The sequence below is a fragment of the Kribbella sp. NPDC104218 genome (genome assembly GCF_055584105.1).
Map to the genome: position 1 here is coordinate 73,101 of NZ_JBVJMQ010000002.1, position 24,591 is coordinate 97,691.

20 protein-coding genes are annotated in these 24,591 nt (G+C 69.7%); 6 read left to right on the top strand and 14 right to left on the bottom strand.

The features are described 5' to 3' along the window. Nucleotides 1–2 precede the first annotated feature (2 nt). Together ACZ6ZD_RS16435 and ACZ6ZD_RS16440 are read right to left on the bottom strand one after the other, a co-directional pair. Nucleotides 3–2,123: an alkaline phosphatase family protein gene (locus tag ACZ6ZD_RS16435; RefSeq protein WP_465672825.1), complete on the bottom strand. Its 2,121-nt coding sequence runs from the start codon at nt 2,121–2,123 to the stop codon at nt 3–5. Between the two features lie 150 nt (nt 2,124–2,273). Next, nucleotides 2,274–3,596 (bottom strand): family 43 glycosylhydrolase, encoded by a 1,323-nt coding sequence (locus ACZ6ZD_RS16440; protein WP_465672827.1) that lies wholly within the window; start codon nt 3,594–3,596, stop codon nt 2,274–2,276. A gap of 118 nt (nt 3,597–3,714) precedes the next feature. On the opposite strand from ACZ6ZD_RS16440, the gene dacB reads away from it, so the two are divergent. Continuing rightward, the gene (gene dacB, locus ACZ6ZD_RS16445) at nt 3,715–5,301 is read left to right on the top strand and encodes a D-alanyl-D-alanine carboxypeptidase/D-alanyl-D-alanine endopeptidase (protein ID WP_465672828.1); all 1,587 of its coding nucleotides are present in this window, start codon (nt 3,715–3,717) and stop codon (nt 5,299–5,301) included. Nucleotides 5,302–5,346: 45 nt separating this feature from the next. Next, on the top strand, nt 5,347–6,297 hold the full coding sequence (locus tag ACZ6ZD_RS16450; RefSeq protein ID WP_465672830.1) for a GNAT family N-acetyltransferase: 951 nt from the start codon (nt 5,347–5,349) through the stop codon (nt 6,295–6,297). On the opposite strand, the gene ACZ6ZD_RS16455 is transcribed toward ACZ6ZD_RS16450, so the two are convergent. After that, nucleotides 6,294–6,860, bottom strand: coding sequence for a hypothetical protein (locus ACZ6ZD_RS16455; RefSeq protein WP_465672832.1), 567 nt, complete (start codon nt 6,858–6,860; stop codon nt 6,294–6,296). The two genes, ACZ6ZD_RS16450 and ACZ6ZD_RS16455, sit on opposite strands and share 4 nt — an antisense overlap. Continuing rightward, entirely contained in the window at nt 6,853–7,320 is a 468-nt protein-coding gene (locus ACZ6ZD_RS16460) for an RNA polymerase sigma factor (protein WP_465672834.1), read from the bottom strand. The genes ACZ6ZD_RS16455 and ACZ6ZD_RS16460 overlap by 8 nt, the downstream gene beginning before the upstream one ends. Nucleotides 7,321–7,418: 98 nt before the next feature. Between ACZ6ZD_RS16460 and ACZ6ZD_RS16465 the strand changes: the two genes are divergently transcribed. Beyond that, nucleotides 7,419–8,018, top strand: coding sequence for an ArsR/SmtB family transcription factor (locus ACZ6ZD_RS16465; RefSeq protein WP_465672836.1), 600 nt, complete (start codon nt 7,419–7,421; stop codon nt 8,016–8,018). Next, nucleotides 8,015–9,280 (top strand): MFS transporter, encoded by a 1,266-nt coding sequence (locus ACZ6ZD_RS16470; RefSeq protein ID WP_465672838.1) that lies wholly within the window; start codon nt 8,015–8,017, stop codon nt 9,278–9,280. Before ACZ6ZD_RS16465 ends, ACZ6ZD_RS16470 begins: the two co-directional genes overlap by 4 nt. On the opposite strand, the gene ACZ6ZD_RS16475 is transcribed toward ACZ6ZD_RS16470, so the two are convergent. The 4 genes from ACZ6ZD_RS16475 to hisF all read right to left on the bottom strand — a co-directional run bounded on the left by ACZ6ZD_RS16475 (nt 9,281) and on the right by hisF (nt 12,632). After that, on the bottom strand, nt 9,281–10,837 hold the full coding sequence (locus ACZ6ZD_RS16475; protein WP_465672840.1) for an MDR family MFS transporter: 1,557 nt from the start codon (nt 10,835–10,837) through the stop codon (nt 9,281–9,283). Further along, on the bottom strand, nt 10,837–11,322 hold the full coding sequence (locus ACZ6ZD_RS16480) for a MarR family winged helix-turn-helix transcriptional regulator (RefSeq protein WP_465672842.1): 486 nt from the start codon (nt 11,320–11,322) through the stop codon (nt 10,837–10,839). The genes ACZ6ZD_RS16475 and ACZ6ZD_RS16480 overlap by 1 nt, the downstream gene beginning before the upstream one ends. Nucleotides 11,323–11,400: 78 nt before the next feature. Further along, nucleotides 11,401–11,874, bottom strand: coding sequence for a MarR family winged helix-turn-helix transcriptional regulator (locus ACZ6ZD_RS16485; protein ID WP_465672844.1), 474 nt, complete (start codon nt 11,872–11,874; stop codon nt 11,401–11,403). Then, nucleotides 11,871–12,632 (bottom strand): imidazole glycerol phosphate synthase subunit HisF, encoded by a 762-nt coding sequence (gene hisF / locus ACZ6ZD_RS16490; protein ID WP_465672846.1) that lies wholly within the window; start codon nt 12,630–12,632, stop codon nt 11,871–11,873. Before hisF ends, ACZ6ZD_RS16485 begins: the two co-directional genes overlap by 4 nt. A 111-nt stretch (nt 12,633–12,743) precedes the next feature. Between hisF and ACZ6ZD_RS16495 the strand changes: the two genes are divergently transcribed. After that, nucleotides 12,744–14,291 (top strand): M1 family metallopeptidase, encoded by a 1,548-nt coding sequence (locus ACZ6ZD_RS16495; RefSeq protein WP_465672848.1) that lies wholly within the window; start codon nt 12,744–12,746, stop codon nt 14,289–14,291. 329 nt (nt 14,292–14,620) lie between these two features. On the opposite strand, the gene ACZ6ZD_RS16500 is transcribed toward ACZ6ZD_RS16495, so the two are convergent. From ACZ6ZD_RS16500 to ACZ6ZD_RS16525, 6 genes are all read right to left on the bottom strand, one after another. Continuing rightward, a complete protein-coding gene (locus ACZ6ZD_RS16500; protein ID WP_465672850.1) occupies nt 14,621–15,553 on the bottom strand; it encodes a lysophospholipid acyltransferase family protein in 933 nt (310 codons plus the stop codon). After that, nucleotides 15,553–17,133, bottom strand: coding sequence for an NPN-dependent hydroxyacid isomerase, LarAH14/15/16 family (gene larAH / locus ACZ6ZD_RS16505; RefSeq protein ID WP_465672852.1), 1,581 nt, complete (start codon nt 17,131–17,133; stop codon nt 15,553–15,555). Before larAH ends, ACZ6ZD_RS16500 begins: the two co-directional genes overlap by 1 nt. A gap of 24 nt (nt 17,134–17,157) precedes the next feature. Further along, nucleotides 17,158–18,357 (bottom strand): zinc-dependent alcohol dehydrogenase, encoded by a 1,200-nt coding sequence (locus ACZ6ZD_RS16510; protein WP_465672854.1) that lies wholly within the window; start codon nt 18,355–18,357, stop codon nt 17,158–17,160. Next, on the bottom strand, nt 18,354–20,657 hold the full coding sequence (locus ACZ6ZD_RS16515; RefSeq protein WP_465672856.1) for an HAD-IB family hydrolase: 2,304 nt from the start codon (nt 20,655–20,657) through the stop codon (nt 18,354–18,356). Before ACZ6ZD_RS16515 ends, ACZ6ZD_RS16510 begins: the two co-directional genes overlap by 4 nt. After that, nucleotides 20,654–21,391: a bifunctional 1-(5-phosphoribosyl)-5-((5-phosphoribosylamino)methylideneamino)imidazole-4-carboxamide isomerase/phosphoribosylanthranilate isomerase PriA gene (gene priA, locus ACZ6ZD_RS16520; RefSeq protein ID WP_465672858.1), complete on the bottom strand. Its 738-nt coding sequence runs from the start codon at nt 21,389–21,391 to the stop codon at nt 20,654–20,656. The genes ACZ6ZD_RS16515 and priA overlap by 4 nt, the downstream gene beginning before the upstream one ends. Nucleotides 21,392–21,515: 124 nt before the next feature. Then, entirely contained in the window at nt 21,516–22,292 is a 777-nt protein-coding gene (locus ACZ6ZD_RS16525; protein WP_465672860.1) for a TSUP family transporter, read from the bottom strand. Between the two features lie 119 nt (nt 22,293–22,411). Here ACZ6ZD_RS16525 and ACZ6ZD_RS16530 point away from each other — a divergent pair, with 119 nt between their 5' ends. Then, nucleotides 22,412–23,212: a hypothetical protein gene (locus ACZ6ZD_RS16530; protein ID WP_465672862.1), complete on the top strand. Its 801-nt coding sequence runs from the start codon at nt 22,412–22,414 to the stop codon at nt 23,210–23,212. Nucleotides 23,213–24,591: the final 1,379 nt, after the last annotated feature.

The following is a 24,591-nucleotide window of genomic DNA, read 5'->3' on the forward strand; positions in this document are numbered from 1 at the left end:
GCTCAGGCCTCTACCTTCGTCTCGACCGGCTGCTCGGTGTCCTTGCGCTGCCCCAGCTGCTCGAGCCAGCTGATCAGCAGCGCGTGCACCGCGTCGGAGCCTACGGGAGCCTCTGTCAGCTCCCAGCGGGACGGGTGCACCAGGACTGCCTCGGTCTGCCAGCCGCCGATACCGCCGTGGCAGCCGACCAACTCCTCGAATGCGGCCACCTCACTGGTGTAGTCGTCGACACGGCTCACCACGACGATGTCGCCGTTGTGCGGCATCTCTGCTTGCCGCAGCATCGACGTCGGCGCGAACGGCCCGTACCGCTCCAGCGGATCCTCCCCCTCGATCCGGCCGGTCTTCAGCACGTGCACTCCGGCCCGGCCGATCGCCACCGGCCCTTCGGCCAGCGAATCGACCACGACGAAGCCGACGCCAGGATGCGTCGCCAGACCAGGGATCAGCTTGGGATGCAGCAACTCGATCTCTTCCAGCGGCACCCGGCCCGGAGTGGTCGCCAGATAGATCAGAGCGAGATTGCCGGACGCCGTGACGACCATCTGCTCATCGGCGGTCGCGGGCGGCTCGCAGTCCTTCGGGCCGAGCTCGACGCCACCCTCGGTCGCCTTGCCGTGCAGCGCCTTCCGGGTCACCGTGCCGGCGACGCTGCGCCGCATCGACAGCTCGGTCAGGAACGCATTCACCGGCCCCCAGCCCTCGGACTTCCCGACCGCGGCGACCGGCTCCTTGGTGGTGTCGACCAGCTCGTCGACCACCTCGGTCAGCGTCCGGCCGTAGCGCTGCAGGAACGTCGAGCCCTGGCTCTGGCCGTGGTCGGAGACGATCACGATCTCGTACGAGTGCGGGAGGATGTCGATGATCCGCTGCAGCGCACCGAGTACCCGGTCCAGCCCCTCCAGCGTCTGCAGGGACTCCGGCCGTGTCGGACCGGCGTGGTGCGCGACCTCGTCGTAGTCGACGAAGTCGCAGTAGATGACCGGTGTGCCCTTCACGAGCTCATCGGTGATCAGAGAGACGTTCAGATCGCGCAGTAGGACGTTGGTGATCGCGCGCAGGAAGATGTAGGCGCCTCCACGCTTCACCCGCGGTACCAGGTTGCGGCGGCGCTGCCTGCGGGCCTGAAACAGCTCTTTGACCATTTCGGCCACGCAGAGCACCAGACCGCGCGCAGCGCCCTGCGGACTGGAGAAGAACCGGACGTACCCGCGGCTGCGGCTGTTCGGCAACGCTGCGCGGCTGAACACCAGCTCGCAGCGCTCCGCGTCGCCGGACCAGTTGTTGCTGATGCTGACGCCGCCGTCCGCGAGCAGGCCCCGGCCGGTGGACATCCGCGCCTCGATCTCGGCGGCGTCCCGGCTCCGGTTGGTCACCATGATCCGGCCGGTTTCCTTCTCGTACCACCGGAACGCCGGGATCTGGCCGGAGCCGCCGTGCAGGATGCCGGCCTGGCTGGCCGGTGTGGTGGCCGGTACGCCGGTGTGCCACTCGACCATCGAGTGCCGGCCGTCCCGGATCCAGCCGCCCAGGTGCGGCAGGTTGCCCGACATCACCATCCAGTTCAGCAGCGGAGCGGACAGCCCGTCGATCTGGATGATCAGCATCCCGGTCTTGGGCGTGGCCGTCAGCTTGCGGGCCCTGCGGTGCACGACCCGCATCACCTCGGCGACGTAGGCGTCGTCACTCCCGGCGTAGAAGAACCAGCCGACGAACGCGCTGACCGAGGACATCACGATCGCCACCAGCAGCGGCGCCTCGACGCCGTGCAGATTCACGCCCGGGTCCACGGTGATGCCCAGGTAGACCACTCCGAACTGGGACAGCAGCCCGCCGACCAGGACCCCGACCGAACCGATCAGGATCGCCACTCCGGCCAGGACCCATCGCATGATCACGCTGAAGACGGCCAGCAGCACGACGAGCCGCAGGATCGGCAGGCGGCCGTCACTGCTGATCTGCGGCAGCATCCAGAACGTGATGACCAGTGAGATCAGCGAGGCCATGCCGCCGTACAGCATGGCCTGGAGGCCGCGGCCGGTCCGCCGCAGGTCCAGCCAGACCGGCCTGCCGGAACCGCGCTGCCGCCGGTCGCCGGACACCTGTTCCGGTGGTTTCGCCATTCTTGGTCGTGCTCCCCGTCCGTTCCGCTGTCGGTACCGAGCCTACGAGGCATGGTGCACCCCGACGGCGTCGCGCCACGCGGCGGACGGGTGGTTCCCGGGTCAGGGCCGGGGTCTGTCCCGGTAGGTCCCTGACCCGGCAACCGTCGGCTACTGCAGTTCGAGGTAGTCGACCTCGGCGTACATGGCGCCCTTGGTGAGCCGAATGGTGTTCCAGCCGGCCCGGAGCGTCACCGCCGCCTTGGCGTCGGTCCACTGGTTCCAGCCGGTCCACGGGTAGCTGACAGAGCCCTGGCTGGTGCCGTTCACGACCAGGCCGTGGCTGGCGTTGCCCTGTGAGCCGTTCGCGTACCTGACGGTGACGGTGTAGCCACCGGCCACCGGCGCGTACACGCGGTTCTCCACCCAGGAGTCGGCGAAGTCGATGTAGCCGACCGCTCGGCCACCCGAGGCGCCCGCGGAGCTCTCCCGAATCACGGCCCGGTTCAGGGTGCCGCTCTCGGCCTCGGTGCGGACGCGGCTACCGCGGACGACCGGCAAGTCGTTCGGCCAGCCGACGTCGGCGACGTACATGTGCCGGGAGCCGTTCACCCAGCCGTGCAGGAAGACCTTGTCGCCGACGAAGTCAGCTCCGCCTGGCCCGCACACGTGCGCGTCGAAGCTCTTGGTCGTCATCAGCGGCCGGGCCGCGATGGTCCAGGGCCCGGTCAGGCTGGACGCCGTTGCGTACGTCGTCTCGTAGTTGCAGTCGCTGTAACCGTTGGTCGAGAAGAGCAGCAGGTACCGGCCGTTGCGCTGCACGATGTCCGGCGCCTCGGAAATGCCCTGCGATGACAGCAGGACGACGTTGTCGCCGACGAGCGTCTTGCCGTTGTTGGTCGTCTTGGTCAGCCAGAGCGTCGACGGCTGCTCGATCGCGTTGCCGTCGTTCTTCCAGACCAGGTAGCGGTCGCCGTTGTTCGCGACGAACGTGTTCGCGTCGATCGCGCCGCCGAGGTTGAGCGGGCAGATCAACGGGGTCGTGCCGACCGGCCGGAACGGGCCGAGCGGCGAGGTCGCGGTGGCGACGCCGATGCACTGCCTACCGGATGCCTTGTGCCAAGCGGTGTAGGTGAGCGTGTAGGTGCCGTCGGCGTTCGGGTGCACGTCCGGCGCCCAGGTGCGGCCTTCCCGCGCCCACTCCTCCGCGGGGCCGTCCGGCATCGCGTCACCGCGGATGGTCCAGGGCCCGGTCGGGCTGGGCGCAGTCGCCACCGGGACGTCACCACGACCGTTGTTGGTCGAGTACGCGTACCAAGTGCCGTCCTTCTCGAACACGTCCGGGTCGGGGAAGTCCTCACCGACCGCGGTCGTGGGGAAGACGGCGCCGGCAGCTGTCGGTTCGGCAGCGGCAGCACTCGGCTGTACCGGAGCGGTCAGCACGGCGGCCAGGCCGGCCGCAGCGATTGTGGCGGTCAGTAATCGTCGAAGCATGGGAGGTACTCCTCAGATGGGCGATCTCTGCAGTTTTCCATCGATTCACCTGTCAGGCGAGCCCCCTGTGAGTGGAAGACTGCCGATCGTCGGATTCTGCCTGGTTGAGGAGTTTTGCGTGAGACATTCATCGTGGGTTTCAAGGCGCAAGGTGATCGCGGCCGGCGCCGTGCTCGCCGCCGTCGCCGGGGGGCTGATCGTGCAGTCCACCGGATCCTCGGCCCAGGCCGACGAAACCGCGCTGCAGACCGAGCTGAACAAGCTGCTGAGCGACAGCCGCTACATCGGCTCCCAGGTCGAGCTCATCGTCCGCGACGCCGGGACCGGTGAGGTGCTGTACGACCGCAACAGCGGATCGCGGCTGATGCCGGCCTCGAACACCAAGCTGTTCACCTCGGCCGCGGCGATGGGCGTGCTCGGACCGGATTTCAAGTTCCACACCGACGTGCTGGCCACCGCTCCGGTGCGCAACGGCAAGCTGCGAGGCGACCTGTACCTCAAGGGCTACGGCGACCCGACCACCCTCGAGGAGGACTACGTCGGCCTGGCCAAGAAGCTCAAGACCGCCGGCGTCAAGCGCGTCGACGGCAACCTGGTCGCCGACGACAGCTACTTCGACCGCGCCCGCCTCGGCGACGGCTGGTCGGGCGACGACGAGTCGTCGTACTACTCCGCGCAGATCTCCGCGCTGACCCTCGCCCCGAACAAGGAGTACGACACCGGCACGGTGATCGTCGAGACGCTGCCGGGCGCGGCGGTCGGCGCTCCGGTCAAGTCGACGCTGGTCCCCGGCAACGGCGTCCTGCAGGTCATCAACACCGCGACGACCAGCGCGGCCGGCTCCCCGAAGACGGCTCTGGTCGCCGAGCGTGAGCACGGGAAGAACGTCATCCGGATCAGCGGCACCTACCCGCTCGGCGCGGACAAGAACACCAAGTGGGTGACCGTCTGGGAGCCCCAGCTGTACGCCGCCGACGTGTTCCGCCGGGCGCTGGCCGCCGAGGGCATCAAGGTCACCGGCAAGGTCAAGGACGCGACGACGCCGCTGGCCAGCGCCCGCGTGCTGGCCACCGACGAGTCGATGCCGCTCAGCCAGATGCTGACCCCGTTCATGAAGCTGTCGAACAACATGCACGCCGAGCACCTGGTGAAGACCATGGGCGCGGTCAAGAAGTCGCAGCCGACCTGGGCCGCCGGTCTGGGCGTCGTCAGCGACTACGTCAAGACCAAGGGCGTCGACACGGCCACGATCCGGCTGTCCGACGGCTCCGGGCTGTCCCGCAAGGTCAACGTGACCGGTACCGCGATCACCAACCTGCTGTTCAGCATCCAGCAGGAGCCGTGGTTCCAGACCTGGTACAACGCGCTGCCGGTCGCGGGTAACCCGGAGCGGTTCGTCGGCGGCACGCTGGCCACCCGGATGGCGAACACGCCGGCCGCGAACAACCTGCGCGCCAAGACCGGCTCGCTGACCGGTGCGACCGCGCTGGGCGGCTTCGTCACCGACAAGGACGGCCGCAAGCTCGTCTTCTCGATGATGAGCAACAACTACATGACCTCGCCGCGCTCGGTCGAGGACGCGGTCGGCGTCCTGCTCGCTTCCTGGAGCGAGAAGGCCCCGCCGGCGGCGGTCGCGCCGAGTAGCAAGCGCAGCGGCACCGAGTCGACCTGTGCGAGTGAGACCGAGTGGGTCAAGGCCTGCTGACGTAATTCCGTCGACAGTGCGGCAGTTCGTGTTCACTATGTGGGCATGACTGCCGCACTGCCTGACACCTACTCCGTTCGTCCGCCGGCCAAGGAGGACGCGGAGGCTGTCTTCGCTCTGGTCGCCGAGTACAACACCTCTGTCGTGGGGTTCGCCGACTACACCCTGGACGACGCTGCGGACGAGCTGACCGAGCCCGGCTTCGAACCGGCCACCGACGGCTGGCTGGTCTTCGACGGCGACCGCCTGGTCGGCTACGGCTCAGTGTTCGGCACCGGCGACCGGCACGTCATCGACATGGACGCCATCACTGCCGACCCGGTCGTCGAGGCGTACCTCCTCGAGCAGATCACCCGCCGGGCCCGCGAGATCGGCGCTGCCTACGGGCAGCAGGCCGTCAAACTCGACACCGGCGTCTACCGCGCCGACACCGGCCGCCACGCGCGGCTGAGCGCGGCCGGCTACGAGGTTGGTACGACGTTCCACCGGATGCGCATCGACCACGACGGCCCGGTCCCGGCGCCCGAGCTCCCGCCGGGCGTCACCATCCGCCGCGGGACTCCGGACGAGCAGAGCCAGCGGACGGCCAACGAGGTGCTGAACACGGCCTTCATCGGGCAGTTCGGCTTCACCGAGCTCCTTTTCGACCAGTGGCAGGCAGCGCACGAAGCGCAGTCCACTTTCGACTGGTCCGGTATGACGGTGCTGGAGCTGGACGGCAAGGCCGTCGCCATGCGCGAGTACACCGAGGCGTTCGTCGAGGACGACAACTGTGGGTACATCGCCCGCCTCGCCGTCCTGGACGAGGCGCGCGGTCGCGGCCTGGCCAAGTTCCTCCTCCGCGACCAGTTCGCCCTGGACGCGGCCGCCGGTCGAACCGGCACGCTGCTGCACGTCGACACCAACAACCCCACTCCGGCCCTGGGGCTCTACCTGTCGGTCGGCATGACGGAGTCCATGGTGATCGACGCGATGCGGCGCACTGTCGAGGTCTAGTAGGTCAGAGCGCGCGTCCCGGTAGCACCGGCGTAGACCGTGCGGTCGTTCAGCACGCGCTCCAGGTCCAGCTGCACATATGGGCTGCTGGAACGGTGACATCGCAGGTCGTCGATCCGCTCGGACGCCGACCGGTAGCGGTAGGCAGCTATCCGAACGGATTTGGCGTCCTCGTGCAGGACTTCCACCACGGTGCCGGGTATGCAGTCGGACGGCGCCTGCGGCACGAAGACCCGCAGCGACATCGGCTGATCCGGTATGGCGGTGATCGAGGTGATCCGCACCTCGCCGACCAGCTGCATCTCCACACCGTTGTAAGCGAACCGCTTCACTGGCAGCCCTTGGATGACCTCTTCTGTGACCTGCTCGGACGGCGCCTGGTCCGCGCGGGGCCGTTCCACGACGGCGAACGTCGCACCGGCGGCCATCACGACCGCTGCCACCACAGCGGCCGTGAGGCGGTTCCGCGTCCGGCGTCCGCGTGCGGCGCGTTCGACACCCTCGAACGGCGGCGCTTCGGCCGGTGTCTGCTCGTCGACGTACTCCGTCAGCAACTCACGCATTCTCCGGCACCTCCAGCAGCGGCTGCAGCGCATGCCGCGCGCGGTTCAGCCGGGACTTGACCGTGCCGACCGGCACCTGCAGCTCCTCGGCGATCTGATCGAGCGGCAGGTCCATCACGTGATGCAGGACGACGACTGCTCGCTGCGCGGGCGGGATCATCGCCAGCGCCGACGCGACGTCGAGCGCGGCGCCGTCCGGTGGGGCGACCACCTCGGGGCGGCGTCCAGTCAGCTTGGTCAGCGCCTTGGCCGCGACCTGCTGCCGCCGGAGCCGGCTGATGAGCGTCCGCACCGCCACCGAGCGCACCCACGCCTCCGGGTCTTCGTACTTGCTGACCTGCTCCCAGCGGCCGAGCAGCTTCACGAACGCGTCCTGCGCGACCTCCTCGGCGTCCGCTCGGGAGCCGCCGATGGACACCAGGACGCCGATCAGCCGCGGCCAGCTCCGCCGGTAGAGCACCGCCACGTCCTGATCCGGTTCCACAGAGCTAACACGCGCCACCGGCCCAGCAGGTTCCACAGTTGCCCGAAACAGATCTGAGAGGTTACTCTCGAAACATGTCTCTCAGAAATCCGTACGGCGATTTCGAACTCACCGACCCGCAGGCGATGCGGGCGCTCGCGCACCCGGTGCGGCTGGCCGCGCTCAGCTGGCTGCAGCGGCACGGGCCCGCGACGGCGACGCAGCTGTCCGAGCATGTCGGGGCCTCGCCGTCCGTGACGAGCTGGCATCTCCGCCACTTGGCGAACTTCGGGCTCGTTGTCGACGGGCCGCCGCCGGAGGGCACCGACCGGCGGCAGCGCTGGTGGCGGGCGGCAGCGCGCGGCTTCCGGCTCGAGCTGCCGGACACCCCGGAAGGCGCCGAGGCGATGCGGCTGCTCGGCGGCGAGATGCTCGCCCAGGCCCTCGACACCGCGGCGCGCTGGCAGGCCGAGACCGAGCCGACCCTCGAATCCGACTGGGCGCGGATCCCGGGCGTCTCCAACACCCAGGTGCTGATCACCCTCGCCGAGGCCGAACAGCTCACCGAGGAGCTGGCCGCCGCGGTCGAGCAGATCCTCGCGCCGTACGTCCGCCGCCGCGACGAGGGCGAGACCCCGGACGGCGCCCGGCCGGTCCGCTACCTGCGTATCTCCTTGCCGGAGGCCATCGAATGAGCCTCTGGAAGGACCGCCGCTTCCGGCGCTTCTGGTCCGCGCAGGCGGTCTCGGAGTTCGGTGACCGGGTCACCGAGATCGTCCTGCCGCTGATCGCGGTCACGATGCTGGACGCCACGCCCAGCCAGGTCGGCCTGCTCACCGCGGCGGTCTGGCTGCCGAACCTGTTCAGCCTGTTCATCGGTTCCTGGGTCGATCAGCGCCGCGACAAACGCCCGCTGATGATCGCCGCCGACCTGGCCCGGACCGTGCTGCTGCTCAGCCTGCCGATCGCCTACTGGCTGGACATCCTCACCCTCGGCCAGCTCTACGCGCTCGCGATCCTGGCCGGAACGGCGGACGTCGTGTTCAGCGCGGCGTACGCCTCGTTCTTCGTGCGGCTGGTCACCCGCGAGCAGTTCCTGGAAGCCAACAGCAAACTGTCGACGACGCGCTCGCTGTCCTTCATGGCCGGACCAGCGGTCGGCGGTGGGCTCGTGCAGTGGCTGACGGCCCCGATCGCGATGTTGGTCGACGCCGCGTCGTTCTTCTTCTCGGCGCTACAGCTCATGCGAGTGAAGACCGAGCCCGGTCCGCCGGAGGACGAGCCGGAGCCGTTCTGGACGCGGGTCCGCTCCGGGATGCGGTACGTGCTCAAGCATCCGTACCTGCGCAGCGCGCTCGGCTGTGCGACAACGGTGAACTTCTTCAACCTGATGGCGACCGCTCTGCTCGTCCTGTTCGCGTATCGCGAGCTGGGCCTGCCGGCCGGGGTGATCGGCCTCGCGTTCGGGATCGGCTCGGCCGGCGGTGTGCTCGGCGCCATCGCGGCCGCGCCGCTGACCCGGATCGTCGGCGCCGGCCGGTTGATCGCCGCCGGTGCGGTGCTCTTCCCCGGCGCGATGGCGATCGCCGCCCTGTCCGGCGGGCCGTTGTGGCTGCGGGCGACCGGGCTGGCCGTGGCCGAGTTCGTCGCGTCGTTCGCGGTGATGTGCTTCGACGTCCCACTGAACTCGATCGAGGCCGCGGTCACCGACGAGCAGATGCGCAGCCGGGTCTACGGCGCGTTCAGCAGTATCAACTACGGCGTCCGCCCACTCGGCGCGATCGTCGGCGGCAAGCTCGGCGAGTGGATCGGCGTCCGCGAGACGTTGTTGCTCTCGGCAACCGGTGGGATCTTCGCGGTGCTCTGGCTGATCCGCTCCCCCATCCTGCGGACGCGCGATCTGGACGGCCTGCGGCAGGTGCCGATGAACGGGACACCTGCCGCGCAGGGCCGCTGATCAGTCGAGCTCGACGAGCTCCTCGGTCTTGGCGACCGTCGTCCGGAGCGGGACCTCCTTGATGAACAGCACCGCGATCAGGCTGACGGCGGCGCAGGCGGCCGCGATCAGGAAGATCCGGCCGGTCGCATCGCCGTACGCGTGCCTGACCAGCTCCGCCAGCGCCGGGGGCAGGTGGTTGACGTCGAGCAGGCTCTGCCCGCCCGACCCCGCGGCCGCGCCGGCCGGCAGCCCGGCGAGGATCAGCTCCTTGACGCGCGTCGCGAGCACCGCACCCAGGGCCGCGACGCCGACCGCGCCGCCGAGGCTCCGGAAGAACGAGACGGTCGCGCTCGACGCGCCGATCTGGGACACGTCGACGGTGTTCTGGACGGCGAGCACCAGGTTCTGCATCATCATGCCCATCCCGATGCCCATCGCGAGCATGCCGAGGCCGACGTACCAGTACGGCGTGGTGTGGTCGATCGTGCCGAGGATGACCAGGCCGATCACCAGCAAGATGCCACCGGCAACCAAGTACCGCTTCCACTTGCCGTACCGGGTGATCAGCTGGCCGGAGCCGACCGAGCCGAGGAACGACCCGAGCATCATCGGGATGGTCAGCAACCCGGCCTCGGTCGGGCTGTAGCCGCGGGCGATCTGGAAGTACTGCCCGAGGAAGAGCGCGCTGCCGAACATCGCGACGCCGACCGCGAGGCTGGCCACGATGGCCAGCGCGGTGGTCCGCTCGCGGACGACCTTCAGTGGGACCAGCGGCTCCGCGACCCGGCTCTCGACCAGGACGGCGAGCAGACCGAAGACGATCGTGCCGCCGACGAAGAGCGCGGACTGCCACGACATCCAGGCGAAGTCGTGCCCGGCGAAGGTGACCCAGAGCAGCGGCAGGCTGGCCGCGACGCTGATCAGGATCGCGCCGAGGTAGTCGACCTGGACCTTGCGCTTGAGCAGCGGCAGGTGCAGGTACTTCTGCAGGATCACCAGACTGACGACGGCGAGCGGCACGCAGACGTAGAAGCACCAGCGCCAGCCGAGCCACGAGGTGTCGACGATGACGCCGCCGATCAGGGGGCCGGAGACGGTCGCGACCGCCATCACGGCGCCCATGTACCCGGAGTACCGGCCGCGGTTGCGAGGCGGGATCGCCGCGCCGATGATCGCCTGCGCGAGCGCCATCAGGCCGCCCATCGCGAGCCCCTGCAGGACGCGCGCGCCGATCAGGAACGGCACGTTGTGCGCCATCCCGGCCAGCGCGGAGCCGACGACGAACAGCGAGATCGCCAGCTGGACGAGCAGCTTCTTGCTCATCAGGTCGGCGAGTTTGCCCCAGATCGGCGTGGACACCGTGGTGGCCAGCAGGCTCGCGGTCAGCACCCAGGTGTACTGCGTCTGGGAACCTTGCAGATCCGCGATGATCGTGGGCAGCGCGTTGCTGACGATGGTCGAGCTGAGCATCGCCGTGAACAGCGCGGCGAGCAGCCCGATCAGGATCTCGAGGATCTCGCGGTGGGTGAGCTCCGGCGCGCTGGGCAGCGGGCGCCGCGTCTCGGTGACAGTCATCAATCTCCCGTCGGATTCGCGCGTCGCACGGAGTCGGCGGCCTCGGTGACGGCGCGGGCCAGCCGCTGCAGGACGCCGGCCGCCTCACCGAGCGCATCGTCGTCGAAGTCCGCCAGGGCGGCGCGAAGTTGTTTGGTGTACGCGGCGTACATGGCCTCCAGGCGGGCCCGGCCGTCGTCGGAGACCCGCACCAGGCCGACCCGGGCATCGGCCGGATCGGGCCGGCGGCTCACCAGGCCGTCCGCCTCCAGCGCCGTCAGCTGCCGGCTGACCACGGACGCGTCGACGCCGAGTTTCGCGGCGATCTCGCCGCCGCGCTGCTCGCCGTCCTTCATCAGCACCTTCAGCACGCTCGCGTCGGAGCGGCGCAGGCTGTTGTTCCCCGGCATCAGGTGCTTGTGCTCGATACAGCGCACGGCGCGAATCAGCGAGCTGACCCCTTCGAGCAGCTCCTGAGCCGTGGCGTCCCGCTCAGCTAGTTGCATAACCCAACTATATACACAAATAGTTGGTTTCTACAACCATATGCGCGGAGCGCTGGCGCTCCGTGACGGAGTGTGACGTCAGCTCAGGTCGCTGTTGAGGTGGCCGAGGAGCCTGCCGAGGTCGGCGAGATCGGCGGCTTCCCAGCGGTCGAAGATCGCGCGGAACTCGAGCTGGCGCTGAGCGCGCAGCGCGGCGAAGCGCTCGGCGCCCAGCGGGGTCAGTTTGAGGAGCCGGGCGCGGCCGTCGTCGGGGTCGCCGATGCGTTCGAGGAGGCCGAGGGCCTCGAGCTGGGTGATGCCGCGGCTGACGGTCGACTTGTCGAGGCCGAGGGCCTGGGCGACGTCGGAGGCGCGGACGCCGGCGCCCGCTCCCCCGGCGAACTCGATCTGCGAGATCAGCGCGTAGCCGGCGGCGTCCATGTCCGGGTGGACGCGGCGGGCCATCATCATCGAGGCCGAGCGGGCCCGGCGGAACAAGGCCGACAGCTGCTGCTCGATCTCGGCGACCAGCGGCTCGGTGGTCTGCTGGGTCGTCTGCTCCGGGGTGCTCATCGGACCACGATCCCGGCGTCGCGCAGCGCCTTCTTGACGTCGGCGATCCGGAAATCGCCGAAGTGGAACACGCTGGCGGCCAGGACGGCGTCCGCCCCGGCCTCGACCGCGGGCGGGAAGTCGCTCGGGCGCCCCGCTCCCCCGCTGGCGATCAGCGGGACGTCGACGACCGCGCGGACGGCCCGGATCAGCTCCAGGTCGAAGCCCTTTTTGGTGCCGTCGGCATCCATCGAGTTGAGCAGGATCTCACCCGCGCCCAGCTCGCAGCCGCGACGGGCCCACTCGATCGCATCCAGCCCGGCGGACCGGCGGCCGCCGTGGGTGGTCACCTCGAAGCCGCTCGGCTGCGCGTCGGAACGGCGTACGTCGAGGGACAGCACGAGGACCTGGTTGCCGAAGCGGTGCGCGATCTCGCGGATCACCTCGGGCCGGGCGATCGCGCCGGTGTTGATCCCGACCTTGTCGGCGCCGGCGCGCAGCAGCCGGTCCACATCCGCGGCCTCGCGGACGCCGCCGCCCACGGTCAGCGGGATGAACACCTGCTCCGCCGTCCGCCCGACCACGTCGTACGTCGTGGCCCGCGAGCCCGAGGACGCGGTGATGTCGAGGAAGGTGAGCTCGTCGGCGCCCTCGGCGTCGTACACCTGGGCCATCTCGACCGGATCGCCGGCGTCGCGCAGACCGGTGAAGTTGACGCCCTTGACCACCCGCCCGGCATCGACGTCCAGACAGGGGATCACGCGCACGGCAAGAGTCACCGGGACAGAATATCCGGTAGACCATTCGAGTCCCGTGCAACGACCGGGCGGCCGACCCCCGGGCAGGGGAGGATGGGCCGCAGACCCCCACGTTCTCTCGAGGAGTGCCCCTTGACGACCCGACGCCACCGGCGGCTCGCTGCCGCCGCCGTCCTGTCCTCCGCTCTGATCCTCGGCCCCGCGATCGGCGCCGCGCGCGCCGCGGACGGCGGCTTCCCCGCGTCCCCCGGCGCCCCTGGAGTCGGCGACGCCGTCTACCCGAACCTCGGCAACGGCGGCTACCAGGCCGACCGCTACGAGCTCGACCTCAAGTACGACGCCGGCACCAAGCTCGTCACCGGCCAGGTCAAGATCTTCGCCGTCGCGACCCAGAACCTGTCCCGGTTCAACCTCGACTCCTTCGGCCTCGACATCACCTCGCTGCGCGTCGACGGCAGCACCGAGCTGTTCGCCCAGGAGGGCGAGGAGCTGGTGATCACGCCGGAATGGAAGATCCGCAACGGCACGAAGTTCGTGATCGAGGTCGGCTACACGGCCGACCCACGCAAGATCAAGCCGCCGGCCGGCGGCTGGGTGGCGACCGACGACGGCTTCGCGACCGCGCCGCAGCCGTCCGGCGCGCACACGGTCTTCCCGGGGAACGACCACCCGTCCGACAAGGCGCAGTACCGGTTCCGGATCACCGCGCCGGCCGGCACCGTCGGTGTTGCCAGCGGCAAGTATGTCGGCGAGGCGGCGAACCCGGACGGCAGTACGACGTACACGTACGAGACCGTGAACCCGCTGGCGACCGAGCTCGTCCAGGTCAGCGTCGGCGACTACACCATCGTGCACCGCAACCCGGGCGCCCCGGCGACCGAGCCCGTCCTGCGCGACGTCGTGACGCCGAGCCGGCAGCCGAAGGTGGACGCCGCGCTCAAGCTGACCAAGGGCCAGCTCGACTGGGTTCAGCAGCGGCTCGGGAACTTCCCGCTGGAGGCGTACGGCATCCTGCCGGCCAACAACGAGGCCGCGGACGCCTTCGACTTCACCGGTCTGGAGACCCAGACCCTGACCATCTACAAGCCGAAGTACCTCGAGCAGACCGAGGACAAGATCGGCTCGCACATGATGCACGAGCTCGTCCACAGCTGGTTCGGCAACAGCGTCACCCCGGCGTCCTGGAGCGACCTGTGGTTCAACGAGGGCCACGCCGACTACTACGGCCTGCTCTACCGCTACGAGCGCGGCTGGCCGGACAGCCGCGGCTACACCACCATGGTCGACCGGATGAAGTACACCTACAGCCAGGGCGACCTGTGGCGTAAGTCCTCCGGCCCGGTCGCCAAGCCGAACGCCCAGAACCTCTTCGACAACCAGCGCTACACCGGCGGCGTCCTCGTCCTCTACGCGCTCGCCGAGAAGGTCGGCCAGGAGAAGTTCGCCGCCATCGAGCAGGCGGTCATCGCCACCCACCGCAACAGCACCATCTCCACCGACCAGTTCATCACCCTCGCCTCCACCGTCGCCGGCGACCCCACCGTCCGCCCCTTCCTCGAAGACTGGCTCTACGGCACCAAGACCCCGCCCATGCCCAACCACCCCGACTGGACCGTCATCCCCCCCACCGCCAAAACCCTCCGCACCACCGACCTCCAGTCCGACCGCCGCGCCGACTGACCCCAGGCAAGACGAAAGGGGCTGACGGCAACCGTCAGCCCCTTCTCCATACCCCAATGCAAGCGGCGGATGACCGGGGTCTACTTCCTGACCTTCTCGACCACCCCTCACGAGGCAGTCGACCCGTGTCACCCCTCACCGTCAGGTCGGCCGTTGCACCAAGCTGCAACCCAAGAACTTCGTCAGCGTATCAGCGCGGAACGTAACGACCGGTCCGTCGACGAACTGTTCCATCGGTCCTGCAGCAAGCGCATCGGGCGGCAGATGGGCTGGTGAGCAAGGGCCCCTGGGATCGGTGATCGCCAGGGGCCCGGTGCTGCCAGGGACTGTTACTTCCAGGCTTTGCGGCGGGTGGTGGTGGATTGGACGGGGCGGGTGGAGTCCCAGACGCGGCGCCATTGGGCTGCGGGGGCGGGTTGGGTGGGGGTGGTGGTGCCGGTGGCGGCTCGGCGGCGGGCGTCGTACCAGTTGGTCGACTCCTCGTCGAGGAGGGCGGAGACGGCGGCTGCGATGCGGGGGGCGAAGTCGCGGGCGCTTTCGCCTTCGGCGGGGCGTAGGGGGTCGCCGTAGCGGACGGCGACGGTCGGGCGGCCGGGAACGGGCCAGCCGCGGCCGCGAGGCATCGCGGCGAAGGAGCCCTTGATGCCGACCGGGATGACCGGGACGTTGTGCTCGACCGCCAGGTAGGCGGCGCCGAGGCGGAAACGCTGCAGCTGGCCGTCCGGTGAGCGGGTGCCCTCGGGGAAGACCACGACGTTCCAGCCGTCCTTGAGCAGGTCGCCCGGGGTCGCGCTGAGCTTGCCGCCGCGGCGCTCGATCGGGAACGTGTTGAACACGATCGCCGAGCCGGCCGCCCGCCACCAGGTGTCGAAGAAGTAGTCCGCCGCGGCAGCCATCGCCGTCCGGCGGCGCATCGCGTCCGGCAGCGAGAGCAGCAGCAGCGGGGTGTCCAGGTGCGAGGAGTGGTTGGCGACGATCAGCGCCGGGCCGTCCAGCTTGCGCAGCGAGTCCAGCCCGCTGATCGTCGGGTTCACCTCGAAATTGAGCACCGCGTTCAGCGGGCCCTTCTGGAGCAGGTCGCGGACCGCGACCGCGCCGGGCGTCCGCGCCCAGCGGGTCGGGAACACCGAGGTCTCCTTGGGGACGACGTACGGCTCGGCCGACCGCGGCACCTGCGCCCGCCGGCCCCAGCGCCAGCCACGCGCGACGACCTTCACGTCGCGCACGGTGTCCCGGCCGAACTTCACCAGGCTCGTCCCCATCAGCGCACGTCCGCGAGCAGGTGCGGCGGGTTGTGCAGGTAGGTGATGGACGGCGACCGGCCGACCGAGTGGCTCACCATCTCCAGCGCGTCCTGCAGCGTGGACGCCGACCGGAAGCCCATCCGCTCGACGGTCTTGCGGTTCGCGCCGACCCAGACGATGTCACCGCAGTGGTCCAGCGCGTGGCTGATCCAGTACCACATGTAGAACGGGTGCACGCCGTGGTACGCGTACGACGTCCGGTACAGGTGGATGTACCACGGGTCCTCGGCGTACTGCTTCTCGAACTTCGCCTCGATGGTGGCCGGGTCCGTGGACTCCGACAGCACCTCCTCGAAGAAGTCGACGTACGACGGGTGGTGCAGCTGGCTGAACTCGTAGTCGACCGGGTGGTACAGGATCACCGCGCCGTCCTTGCGGACGACCGGCTGGCCGCGGTACGAGTTGAAGTAGTAGCCCAGCCCCATACACGCGGCCAGGATCGGGTTCATCACCGAGTTCACGTTGTACGGGCCGACGAACGGCACGCCCATGATCGCGACGTCGGACTGGCCCTGGACCTCGACCAGATGCTGGCGGTGCACGTTCTCCAGCGTCTTGTCGTGCACCGGCTCGATCTTGCCGGCGTGGATCCCGGTCAGGCCGTAGTGCGACTTGGTCTCGGTGAAGATCTTGTGCCGCAGCTTGGCCGGCGCGATGTCGAGCGCGCGCTTGGTGGCCAGGAAGCTCGCCTGGTCCTTCAGCGACCACTCCCACTCGCGCTTCTGCAGGAACTGCAGCGGCCCGCCGAAGACGTCGTTGTTCAGCGACGTCTCGATCTGGAAGACCTTGACGTGCTGGGTCAGCACCTCGCCCATCCGCCAGGCCGAATGGTGCATCTTGGAGGCCTTGTGGTCCATGAACGACCGCGAGTGGATCATCGTGTGGCTGTTGTGGTGGTGCTTCAGCGACTTGTACGACGCCAGCCCGATGGACGTCGACTTGTGGCCGCCGTCCATCGCCACCAGGTTCACGTTCACGTAGACCAGCAGGTCGGACTCGGCCGCCCGCTTGGAGATCTCGACGTCCTCGCCGTGTTTGGTCTGGCCCAGGTGGGTCAGGTTCGCGGCGTCCTCGGCGTCGAAGTTGTACAGCTTTCCTTCGGGGAAGAACGACCGGAAGACCCGCTCGCCGACGATGTCGCGCAGCTCGTTCGGCGTCAGCCGGCGGTGCAGTGCGTTCGCCGAGATCAGCTCGACGTCGTCGACGCCGGCCGCCGCGGCCATCTCCAGCACGGCCTCGATGATGCGCTGCCGGATGTCCGGCTTCTGCATCGGCGGCAGCGGCAGCGAGATGTCGTCGAACGCGATCGTCAGCCGCATCCCGGCGCGCAGCAGCTCCGGCAGCGGCTCGGACTCGATCGGGTTCAGCAACGCGTTCTGGATCGCCTCTTCGACGTCCCGGACGGCGGGCAGCGACTCCGGCGGGTAGATCACCCGGGTGCCCAGCGGGAACCGCTCCAGTTTGAAGCTCTCCCCGCTGTGCACGAGCAGCGGCGGCGTCCGGTCGTCCACCTCAAGCACAAAACCTGGCCGAGACATGTCAGAAACCCTCTCCTTGTGCCCTCATGAGGCCCTCACATCAAAAGCAACCTTGACCGTACCGAGGCGGCCGGCCGAATGCGCGTGGTCCAACGCCTCGCGCCAGCGGTACAACGGGTACTTCGCGCCGACGACCCCGTCCAGCGGGGCCCGGCCGGCCAGCTCCAGCGCCGTCTCGAACGCCGGGCGCCCGTTCGGCTCCTGCCGTGCGGACGCGTACGTCCCGGCCAGCTCCAGCTCGCGGAACCAGACCGGCGACAGGTCGACACCGGTCGACGGCATCCCGGACAGGACGACGCGGCCGCCGGCCTTGGTGACCCGCAGCACGGTGTCGATCGAGTCCTTGCTGCCGACGGCGTCGACGGCGACGTCCACACCGCCGAGCAGGAACTCCTTCGCGCCCAGCTCCGGCTTCAGCCGGAAGGCGCCGGTCGACCGGCGGACGCCGCGGAACACCTCGTCGGGCGCGACGACGTCGCTGGCGCCGAACGCCTTGGCCAGCTCGCGCTGCTTGGCGTGCTTGGCGACCACGGTGATCCGGCCGGCCTGGGTCAGCTCGCGGATCGCCAGCGTCGCGAACAGCCCGACCGCACCGGCCCCGCTGATCAGCACCGACTGCCCCGGCTGGACCTGCGCGCGCAACGCGGCGTGGACGGCGCCGGACAACGGCTCGACCAGGACGGCGCGCTCATCGCTCAGCCCGTCCGGTACGGCGTACAGCTGGCTGCGGTGCGCGACCAGGACGTTGCCCCAGCCACCGCCGGTGTCCTGGCAGAAGCCGGTCTGCAGCCCCGGCTTCAGGTGGCCGACGGTGATCCGGTCGCACCGGTTGGTGTTGCCGGTCACGCAGCCCTCGCACGGCTCGACGCCGCGGGTGGCGCAGGTCAGCACGCTGTCCATCACGACGCGGGTGCCCTTGGGCAGATCCGCGCAGTCGTCGAGCAGCTCGCCGACGATCTCGTGACCGGGGACGAACGGCATCGACACGACCGCGGAGAAGTACATCTTGGTCGAGCCGCTGACCATGCCGAGGTCGGAACCGCAGATCCCGGACAGGATCGGCCGGATCCGCGCCCAGCCGTCCCGCTCGGCCTTCGGCTCGTTGATCGTGACGAGGCGCAGCGGCGCCGCCGGGCCGGTCAGGACGCCGGGGATCCGGCCGCCGACCGCCTTGGCCGCCAGGTACTTGGCCGGCGACCGGTACATCTCGAGCGCGAGCATCATCGGGCGTTCACTCCAGGCAGCTCCAAGCGGGAGGAAGTGGACGGTGTCTTCCAGTCGACGATCTGCCAGCGCGCGGCCCGGGCGGCCCGGAACAGCGGGACGTCCGGCGAGACGGCGACCGGGTTGCCGACGGTGGTCAGCATCGGCAGGTCCGAGTGGCTGTCGGCGTACGCGAACGACTTCGACAGGTCGATGTTGCGGACCCGCGCGTGGTGCTTGATCCAGGCGGCCCGCGACTCGCCGACCAGCGGCGGCCCGGACAGGTAACCGGTGCAGCGGCCGCGGTCGTCGACCGCCAGCTCCGCGGCGACGATCTCGTCGAACAGCGGCTCCAGCGGCCGGGTCAGCGGCCGGACGGCGCCGGTGATCAGGATCGTCTTGTGCCCGGCGGCCCGGTGCTCCCGGATCCGGCGGACGGCGGCGCCGCTCAGCCGCTCCAGCACGTGCTCGGCGAGGATCTCGTCGACGATGTGGTTGAGCTCCGCGAGCTCCGCCCCGGCGTACCGGCGGTAGATCGTGCGCAGGAACGCGCCGCGGTCCTTGCGCTCGGCGGCGATCAGCTTCGGCAGCCGGCGCAGGATCTGGCCGAACTCGCCGACCCGCTGCGGGCCGTCCAGCTCGGGCAGCCGCATCCACAGGTAGGTCTCGATCACGTTCGACGACAGCAGCGTGCCGTCCATGTCGAAGGCCGCGATGACCTCGGCGTCCTCCTCCGGCGCGACCTTCTTCAGGACGCCGGCCGCCTCCGCGAGGCCCTTGTTCCGCTTCTTGCGGACGACGTCGAGGCGGCGCATCGACTCGGTGACGCTCGGGCAGTGCACTTCCTGGATGTAGTGCGGCCAGTCGACCACCGCGGTGTCGCAGGCGAACTTCGTCCGGTCGTCGCCCTCGAGCGCGTTGTGCAGCGCGAGCACGTTGTCGTCGACGAAGTTCATCTCGGCCTGCGCGTACTCGGAGTACAGGTCCATGTAGCGGCGCAGGAAGTCGATCCGGCGCTTCTGCACGTCCAGCTCGCGGGCGTACTTGCGGGTCCGCTCACCGCGCGGGACGCGGGTGATCACGGCGTCGGCCAGCTTGTGCGCGCGTTCGCCGTACCGCAGCATCGCCTCGACCGAGTCGCCGCCGGGGAACTTCCAGACCGGCAGCCGGACGGCGCCGCGCTCGCCCAGGTCGAACGGGTGCTTGGAGAAGTACTCGCGGATCCCGGCGTACAGCTGCTCGAACGTCAACGGGTTCCGGGCGCCGGAGCCGATGTGGTAGTACTCCGGCTTGTTCAGCTCGGGCTCGCGGGCCATCACCGCGCAGATCGCGCCGACGACGTGGTCGACCGCGACGATCTCGATCACCGAGTCCGGGCTGGCCGGGAACTCGGGCAGCTCACCGCGGCCGTAGGCCAGGATCAGCGGCTCGGCCATCTTGAAGCCCTCGATCCAGCCCGGGTGCGGGCTCTCGACCGCGGACTCGATGATCGCCGGCCGGACGATCGAGGTCGGGAACTTCCCGGCGAACTCCTCCACCACGCGCTCGCCGAGCGCCTTGGTGAAGGTGTAGCAGTCGGTCCAGCCGAGGCTGCGGGCGCGCTCGGTGCCCGTCTCGACGAGCTTCTTGGCCACCCACTCGGTCCGGCGCCGCTCGGTGTCGGCCGCGGCGGTCAGGTGCCCGGCGCGGCGGTGCAGCTTCTCGGCGTCCTTGCGGAACTTGGCCAGCATCGACGCCGACCGGGACTGCTCCTCGACCCGGGCCTTCATGGCCATCCCGGCCTCGGCCTCGATCCGCCAGTCGACGAAGTGGTCGACGGGCGCCTCCGGGATCGCGCCGCGGCGGCGTCCAGCGGTGTAGGCGGTCGAGATGTGCACGTAGTGGATCGTGCGATCGGTGCCCTGGCGGCTCTCGTCGATCCGCTCCAGCAGGCTCTTGGTACCGAGCACGTTGGTCGTGAACGCCTCGTGGATCGGCGGGTCGAAGCTGACGTCACCCGCGCAGTGCACGACGATGTCGAGATCGGTCGGCAGCGCCGGGACGTCGGACAGGTCGCCCTCGACGACCTCGATCCGGGCCGCGGTGAGCGCCTCGGCGTCGGCGTACGGGGTGCCCTCGCCGTAGAACGGCTTGAAGATGTCCTTCTTCAGCAGCTGCGCCATCCGGGCGGTACCGGTCAGCGAGCCCTTCGGGCGGATGATCGCCACCACCGTGGTGCCCGGCAGGTCGCCGATCATCCGGTGCAGCAGCGCCTCCCCCACGAAGCCGGTGACGCCGGTGACCAGGACTTTCTTGTCCTTGAGCTTGTCGGCCAGACTCACTTGTCGCCTCCACGCGTGAGCTCGAGTGCCTCGGTCAGGGTGAACGCGCCCGCGTACAGCGCCTTGCCGACGATGACGCCCTCGACACCGTCGGCGACCAGCGTCTGCAGCGCCGTCAGGTCGTCGAGGCTGGAGACGCCGCCGGAGGCGATGATCGGCTTGCCGGTGCGCGCGCACAGATCGCGGTACAGCTCCAGGTTGGGCCCCTGCAGCATGCCGTCCTTCGTCACATCGGTGACCACGTAGCGCTCGCACCCGGCCGCTTCCAGCCGCTCGAGCACCTCGTACAGGTCACCGCCGTCCTTCGTCCAGCCGCGGGCGGCCAGCGTCCGGCCCCGGACGTCGAGCCCGATCGCGATCCGGTCGCCGTACTGCTGGATGATCCGGTCGCACCACTCCGGGTCCTCGAGCGCCGCCGTCCCGATGTTCACCCGCCGGGCCCCGGTGGCCAGCGCCGCCGTCAGGGAGTCGTCGTCGCGGATCCCGCCCGACAACTCGACCTGCACGTCCAGCTTCGCCGTCACCTCGGCCAGCAGCTCGCGGTTGCTCCCCCGCCCGAACGCCGCGTCCAGGTCGACCAGGTGGATCCACTCCGCACCGGCCTCCTGCCACGCCAACGCCGCCGCCAGCGGATCGCCGTACGACGTCTCGCTCCCAGCCGCACCCTGCACCAACCGAACCGCCTGCCCGTCCGCCACATCCACGGCAGGCAGCAGCACCAGTTTCCCAGACATGGGCCACACCCTAGAGGGCGACGGTGCCTGATTCCGCACCCAGGACCCTCCTGAATCACTGGGATTCAATCTGTCTCAGCAATACCAGAAGGGTCACTGGTCTGGGGTTTATCGCGTACCGGACTCAGGCGAAGAAGACGTCGTAGCCGAGGCGGAGGATGAGGGCGGAGACGACGACCAGGAAGACGACGCGGACGAACTTGCTGCCGCGGGCGACCGCCGTCCGGGCGCCGAGCAGGCCGCCGAGCATGTTGGCGGCGCCCATGATCAGGCCGAGGCGCCACAGCGGGGCGCCGTGGGCGGCGAAGATGATGATCGCGCCGAGGTTGGTGGCGACGTTCGCGATCTTGGCCTTGGCGCTGGCCTGGAGGAAGTTGTAGCCGAGCAGGCCGACGAGCGCGAAGATCAGGAAGGAGCCGGTACCGGGGCCGACCGCGCCGTCGTAGAAGCCGATCACGACGCCGACGCCGCAGGCGGCCAGGTAGTGCTCGCGGCCGTCGAAGCGGAGCGCGGTGCGGGCGCCGAGCGACGGTTTCAGGGCGGTGTAGATCGCGACACCGACGAGCAGGACGAGCACGATCGGCTTGAACCACGCCATCGGGATCTTCGTCGCGACCAGCGCCCCGGCCGCCGAGCCGAGGCCGGCCAGGATCGCGAGCGGGATCACGGTGCGTTTGTCCGGGCGCACCTTCACGCCGAAGGTGACCGCACTGGTCGTCGTACCGAACAGGGAGGAGATCTTGTTGGTGGACAGGATCTGCGCGGGACTCGCGCCGGGCAGGGCGAGCAGCATCGCGGGGAGCTGGAGCAGCCCGCCGCCCCCGACCACGGCGTCGATCCAGCCGGCCGCGAAGGCGACGATCACGAGCAGAACGAGCGTCCAGAGCGAGACATCAGGCACCGAGCGGCCCCACGGATATGCGCATACGCCCATCATTTCGTAAGGCCGTTGTACCGAACAACCATTACCGGATCGCGTGAGCCGCAGACAAACCGGACCGGCGGTGCGACAGTCTGGGCATGGGGTCGTCGATTCTGCCGCCTGCGGGCGAAGAGCTGGCGAACGGGTGGGAGCCGGAGCTCGATCCGGCCGATTCCGTCGTCCGTCAGGCTGTACTTGCCCACGCTTCCTGGGCCGTGGACGCCGCTCGTCGCGCCGGAAAGCCGTGGTACGACGGCGCCGCGTGGGCGGGCGGCGTCCTCGGTGACGCGGGGCCGCTGACGAACTGGGTGGTGCTCAAGCAGCCGGTCGACCCAGCCGCGGTGATCGCCGAGATCGAGCGGGAGCTACCGGGCGTCTTCCCATACTTGCTGGTCAGCGCGTGGCCAACCGGCGACCTACGCCCACACGGCCTGGAGCTAGCCGGCCACCCGCCACTGATGGTCCGCTTCCCCGGCACGGCGACCGCACCACCGACCACCGACCTCGACATCCGCCACATCACCGACGCCGCCGGACTCGCCGACGCCGAGCGCGTCCTCGTCGAGGGCTACCCCATCCCCGAACTCCAACCCTTCCGCCCAGGCGCCATGTACTCCCCCTCCTTCCTCGAAGGCTCCGACGTCTGGGTCGGCTACGACGGCGACGTCCCCCTAGCCACCGCCACCGCCCACCACGCCGCCGGCCTCACCGTCGTCGAAAACGTCGCCACCCTCCCCGCCGCCCGCGGACGCGGCGCCGGCGCCACCCTCACCTGGACCGCCACCACCCACCACCCCACCCACCCAGCCGCCCTCATAGCCTCCGACCACGGCCAACCCCTCTACCACCGCCTGAACTACCACCGCCTAGAACGCTGGACAGCCTGGCTCCGCCCCTAACCCCCACCGCCTTCCCTTCCCCCACGCCGCGCCCCCGGCGATTAAACAAGACCTCTTGTACAAGCCCAATTGCCAGCCTCACCGCCAACGCGGCGGCCGCCCCGAGCCGTCAGCCGTCAGCCGTCAGCCGTCAGCCGTCAGCCGTCAGCCGTCAGCCGGAAACAAAATGCCGCAGACCGACTCAATGTTTCCGACTCGCCCCGGCCCGACACGCCAATCACCTCCCCGAGCCGGATCCGCGGCCCAGAAATCCAACCGCTGCTCGTCGGCGCCGCGATGGCCCTCGAAGTCGCAATGGGCGTCGGCGGTGGCGGTTGCACGAGGGGCGGGCGGCGGGGCATGGCGGGCGCGAGCGCGAGCGGCCTAACGGTGTGGGGAGGCGAGAGGGCGGAGCTCAGGCACCGCGCCGGCGGTCGACGACGCGCCGTGATTTACGGCGCGTCACGGGGTTCGGTGGCGACTGATCAGCGCTGGCGGTCCGCCATACCCACAGACAGCAGTCGACAGGCCGCGGGACGCCTCGCCTGGGCGTTCCCGACGGACGAGGCGGCGGCAGGTCGGTGAGGGTGCGACCGCCGGGGTTGGTCCCGGTTGCACGGGGCACAGCGGCCGTGGAGGAGCTCAGGCACCGCACAACTGAGCTGGAGGCGGGCGACGCGCCGTGATTCACGGCGCGTCGCAGAGTTTGGCGGTCGTTGATCGGTGCTGGCGGTCCGCCATAGCTGCAGACAGCTGTCGACGGGCTGTGGGACGCCTCGCGTGGCCTGCCCGGCGGACAGGTCGGTTGCCGGGTCGGTGGAGGTTGTGCCCGCCCGGGTTGGTCGCGATTGCACGGGGCGCGGGGGATGACGGGATACGAGGGGGCGGAGCTCAGGCGCTACACAACTGAGCTGGAGGTCGACGACACGCCGTGATTTGCGGCGTGTCGCGGGGCGTGGCGGTGATTGGTGGGTGGTGGCGGTCCGCGATGGTCGAAGATGGCTGGCTGCTCTTGGACGGGTGTGACGCGGCGTGGGACGGCTCGGCTGAGGCGCGAGCTCGGCGGTTTCCGGTTTGCGACGGCGGTCTCGGGTGGGGGCGTCCGCGGGCGCCGTCCCGGGTGGGTCGGGTCGCGAGGTCGGGGGAACCGGCCGACTGCCGTGACCCGGTCTGCGCCGTTTGAGCATGTCTGGCGGACGGACCCCGTCTGAGCGTGACCCATCCGGGCGCGGCCGACGGACGAATCCCGCCTGGGTGTGGGGCATCCCGGGGTGGCCGGCCGACGCTCCCGCCCGGGCATGACCGATGGACGGGCCCTATCCGAGCGTGACAGGCGAACGGATCTCGCTTGGGCGTCGCCCGTGGACGGACCTCACCCGGGCGTCACCGGCGCATGGGGC

Coding starts and splice junctions, on each gene's coding strand:
- ACZ6ZD_RS16475 (WP_465672840.1), bottom strand. CDS start 10,837: ATGACTGTCACCGAGACGCGGCGCCCGCTGCCCAGCGCGCCGGAGCTC.
- ACZ6ZD_RS16455 (WP_465672832.1), bottom strand. CDS start 6,860: ATGCGTGAGTTGCTGACGGAGTACGTCGACGAGCAGACACCGGCCGAA.
- ACZ6ZD_RS16485 (WP_465672844.1), bottom strand. CDS start 11,874: ATGAGCACCCCGGAGCAGACGACCCAGCAGACCACCGAGCCGCTGGTC.
- priA (WP_465672858.1), bottom strand. CDS start 21,391: ATGTCTGGGAAACTGGTGCTGCTGCCTGCCGTGGATGTGGCGGACGGG.
- ACZ6ZD_RS16530 (WP_465672862.1), top strand. CDS start 22,412: ATGGGGTCGTCGATTCTGCCGCCTGCGGGCGAAGAGCTGGCGAACGGG.
- ACZ6ZD_RS16470 (WP_465672838.1), top strand. CDS start 8,015: ATGAGCCTCTGGAAGGACCGCCGCTTCCGGCGCTTCTGGTCCGCGCAG.
- ACZ6ZD_RS16500 (WP_465672850.1), bottom strand. CDS start 15,553: ATGGGGACGAGCCTGGTGAAGTTCGGCCGGGACACCGTGCGCGACGTG.
- ACZ6ZD_RS16480 (WP_465672842.1), bottom strand. CDS start 11,322: ATGCAACTAGCTGAGCGGGACGCCACGGCTCAGGAGCTGCTCGAAGGG.
- ACZ6ZD_RS16465 (WP_465672836.1), top strand. CDS start 7,419: ATGTCTCTCAGAAATCCGTACGGCGATTTCGAACTCACCGACCCGCAG.
- ACZ6ZD_RS16435 (WP_465672825.1), bottom strand. CDS start 2,123: ATGGCGAAACCACCGGAACAGGTGTCCGGCGACCGGCGGCAGCGCGGT.
- ACZ6ZD_RS16510 (WP_465672854.1), bottom strand. CDS start 18,357: ATGATGCTCGCGCTCGAGATGTACCGGTCGCCGGCCAAGTACCTGGCG.
- ACZ6ZD_RS16440 (WP_465672827.1), bottom strand. CDS start 3,596: ATGCTTCGACGATTACTGACCGCCACAATCGCTGCGGCCGGCCTGGCC.
- larAH (WP_465672852.1), bottom strand. CDS start 17,133: ATGTCTCGGCCAGGTTTTGTGCTTGAGGTGGACGACCGGACGCCGCCG.
- ACZ6ZD_RS16450 (WP_465672830.1), top strand. CDS start 5,347: ATGACTGCCGCACTGCCTGACACCTACTCCGTTCGTCCGCCGGCCAAG.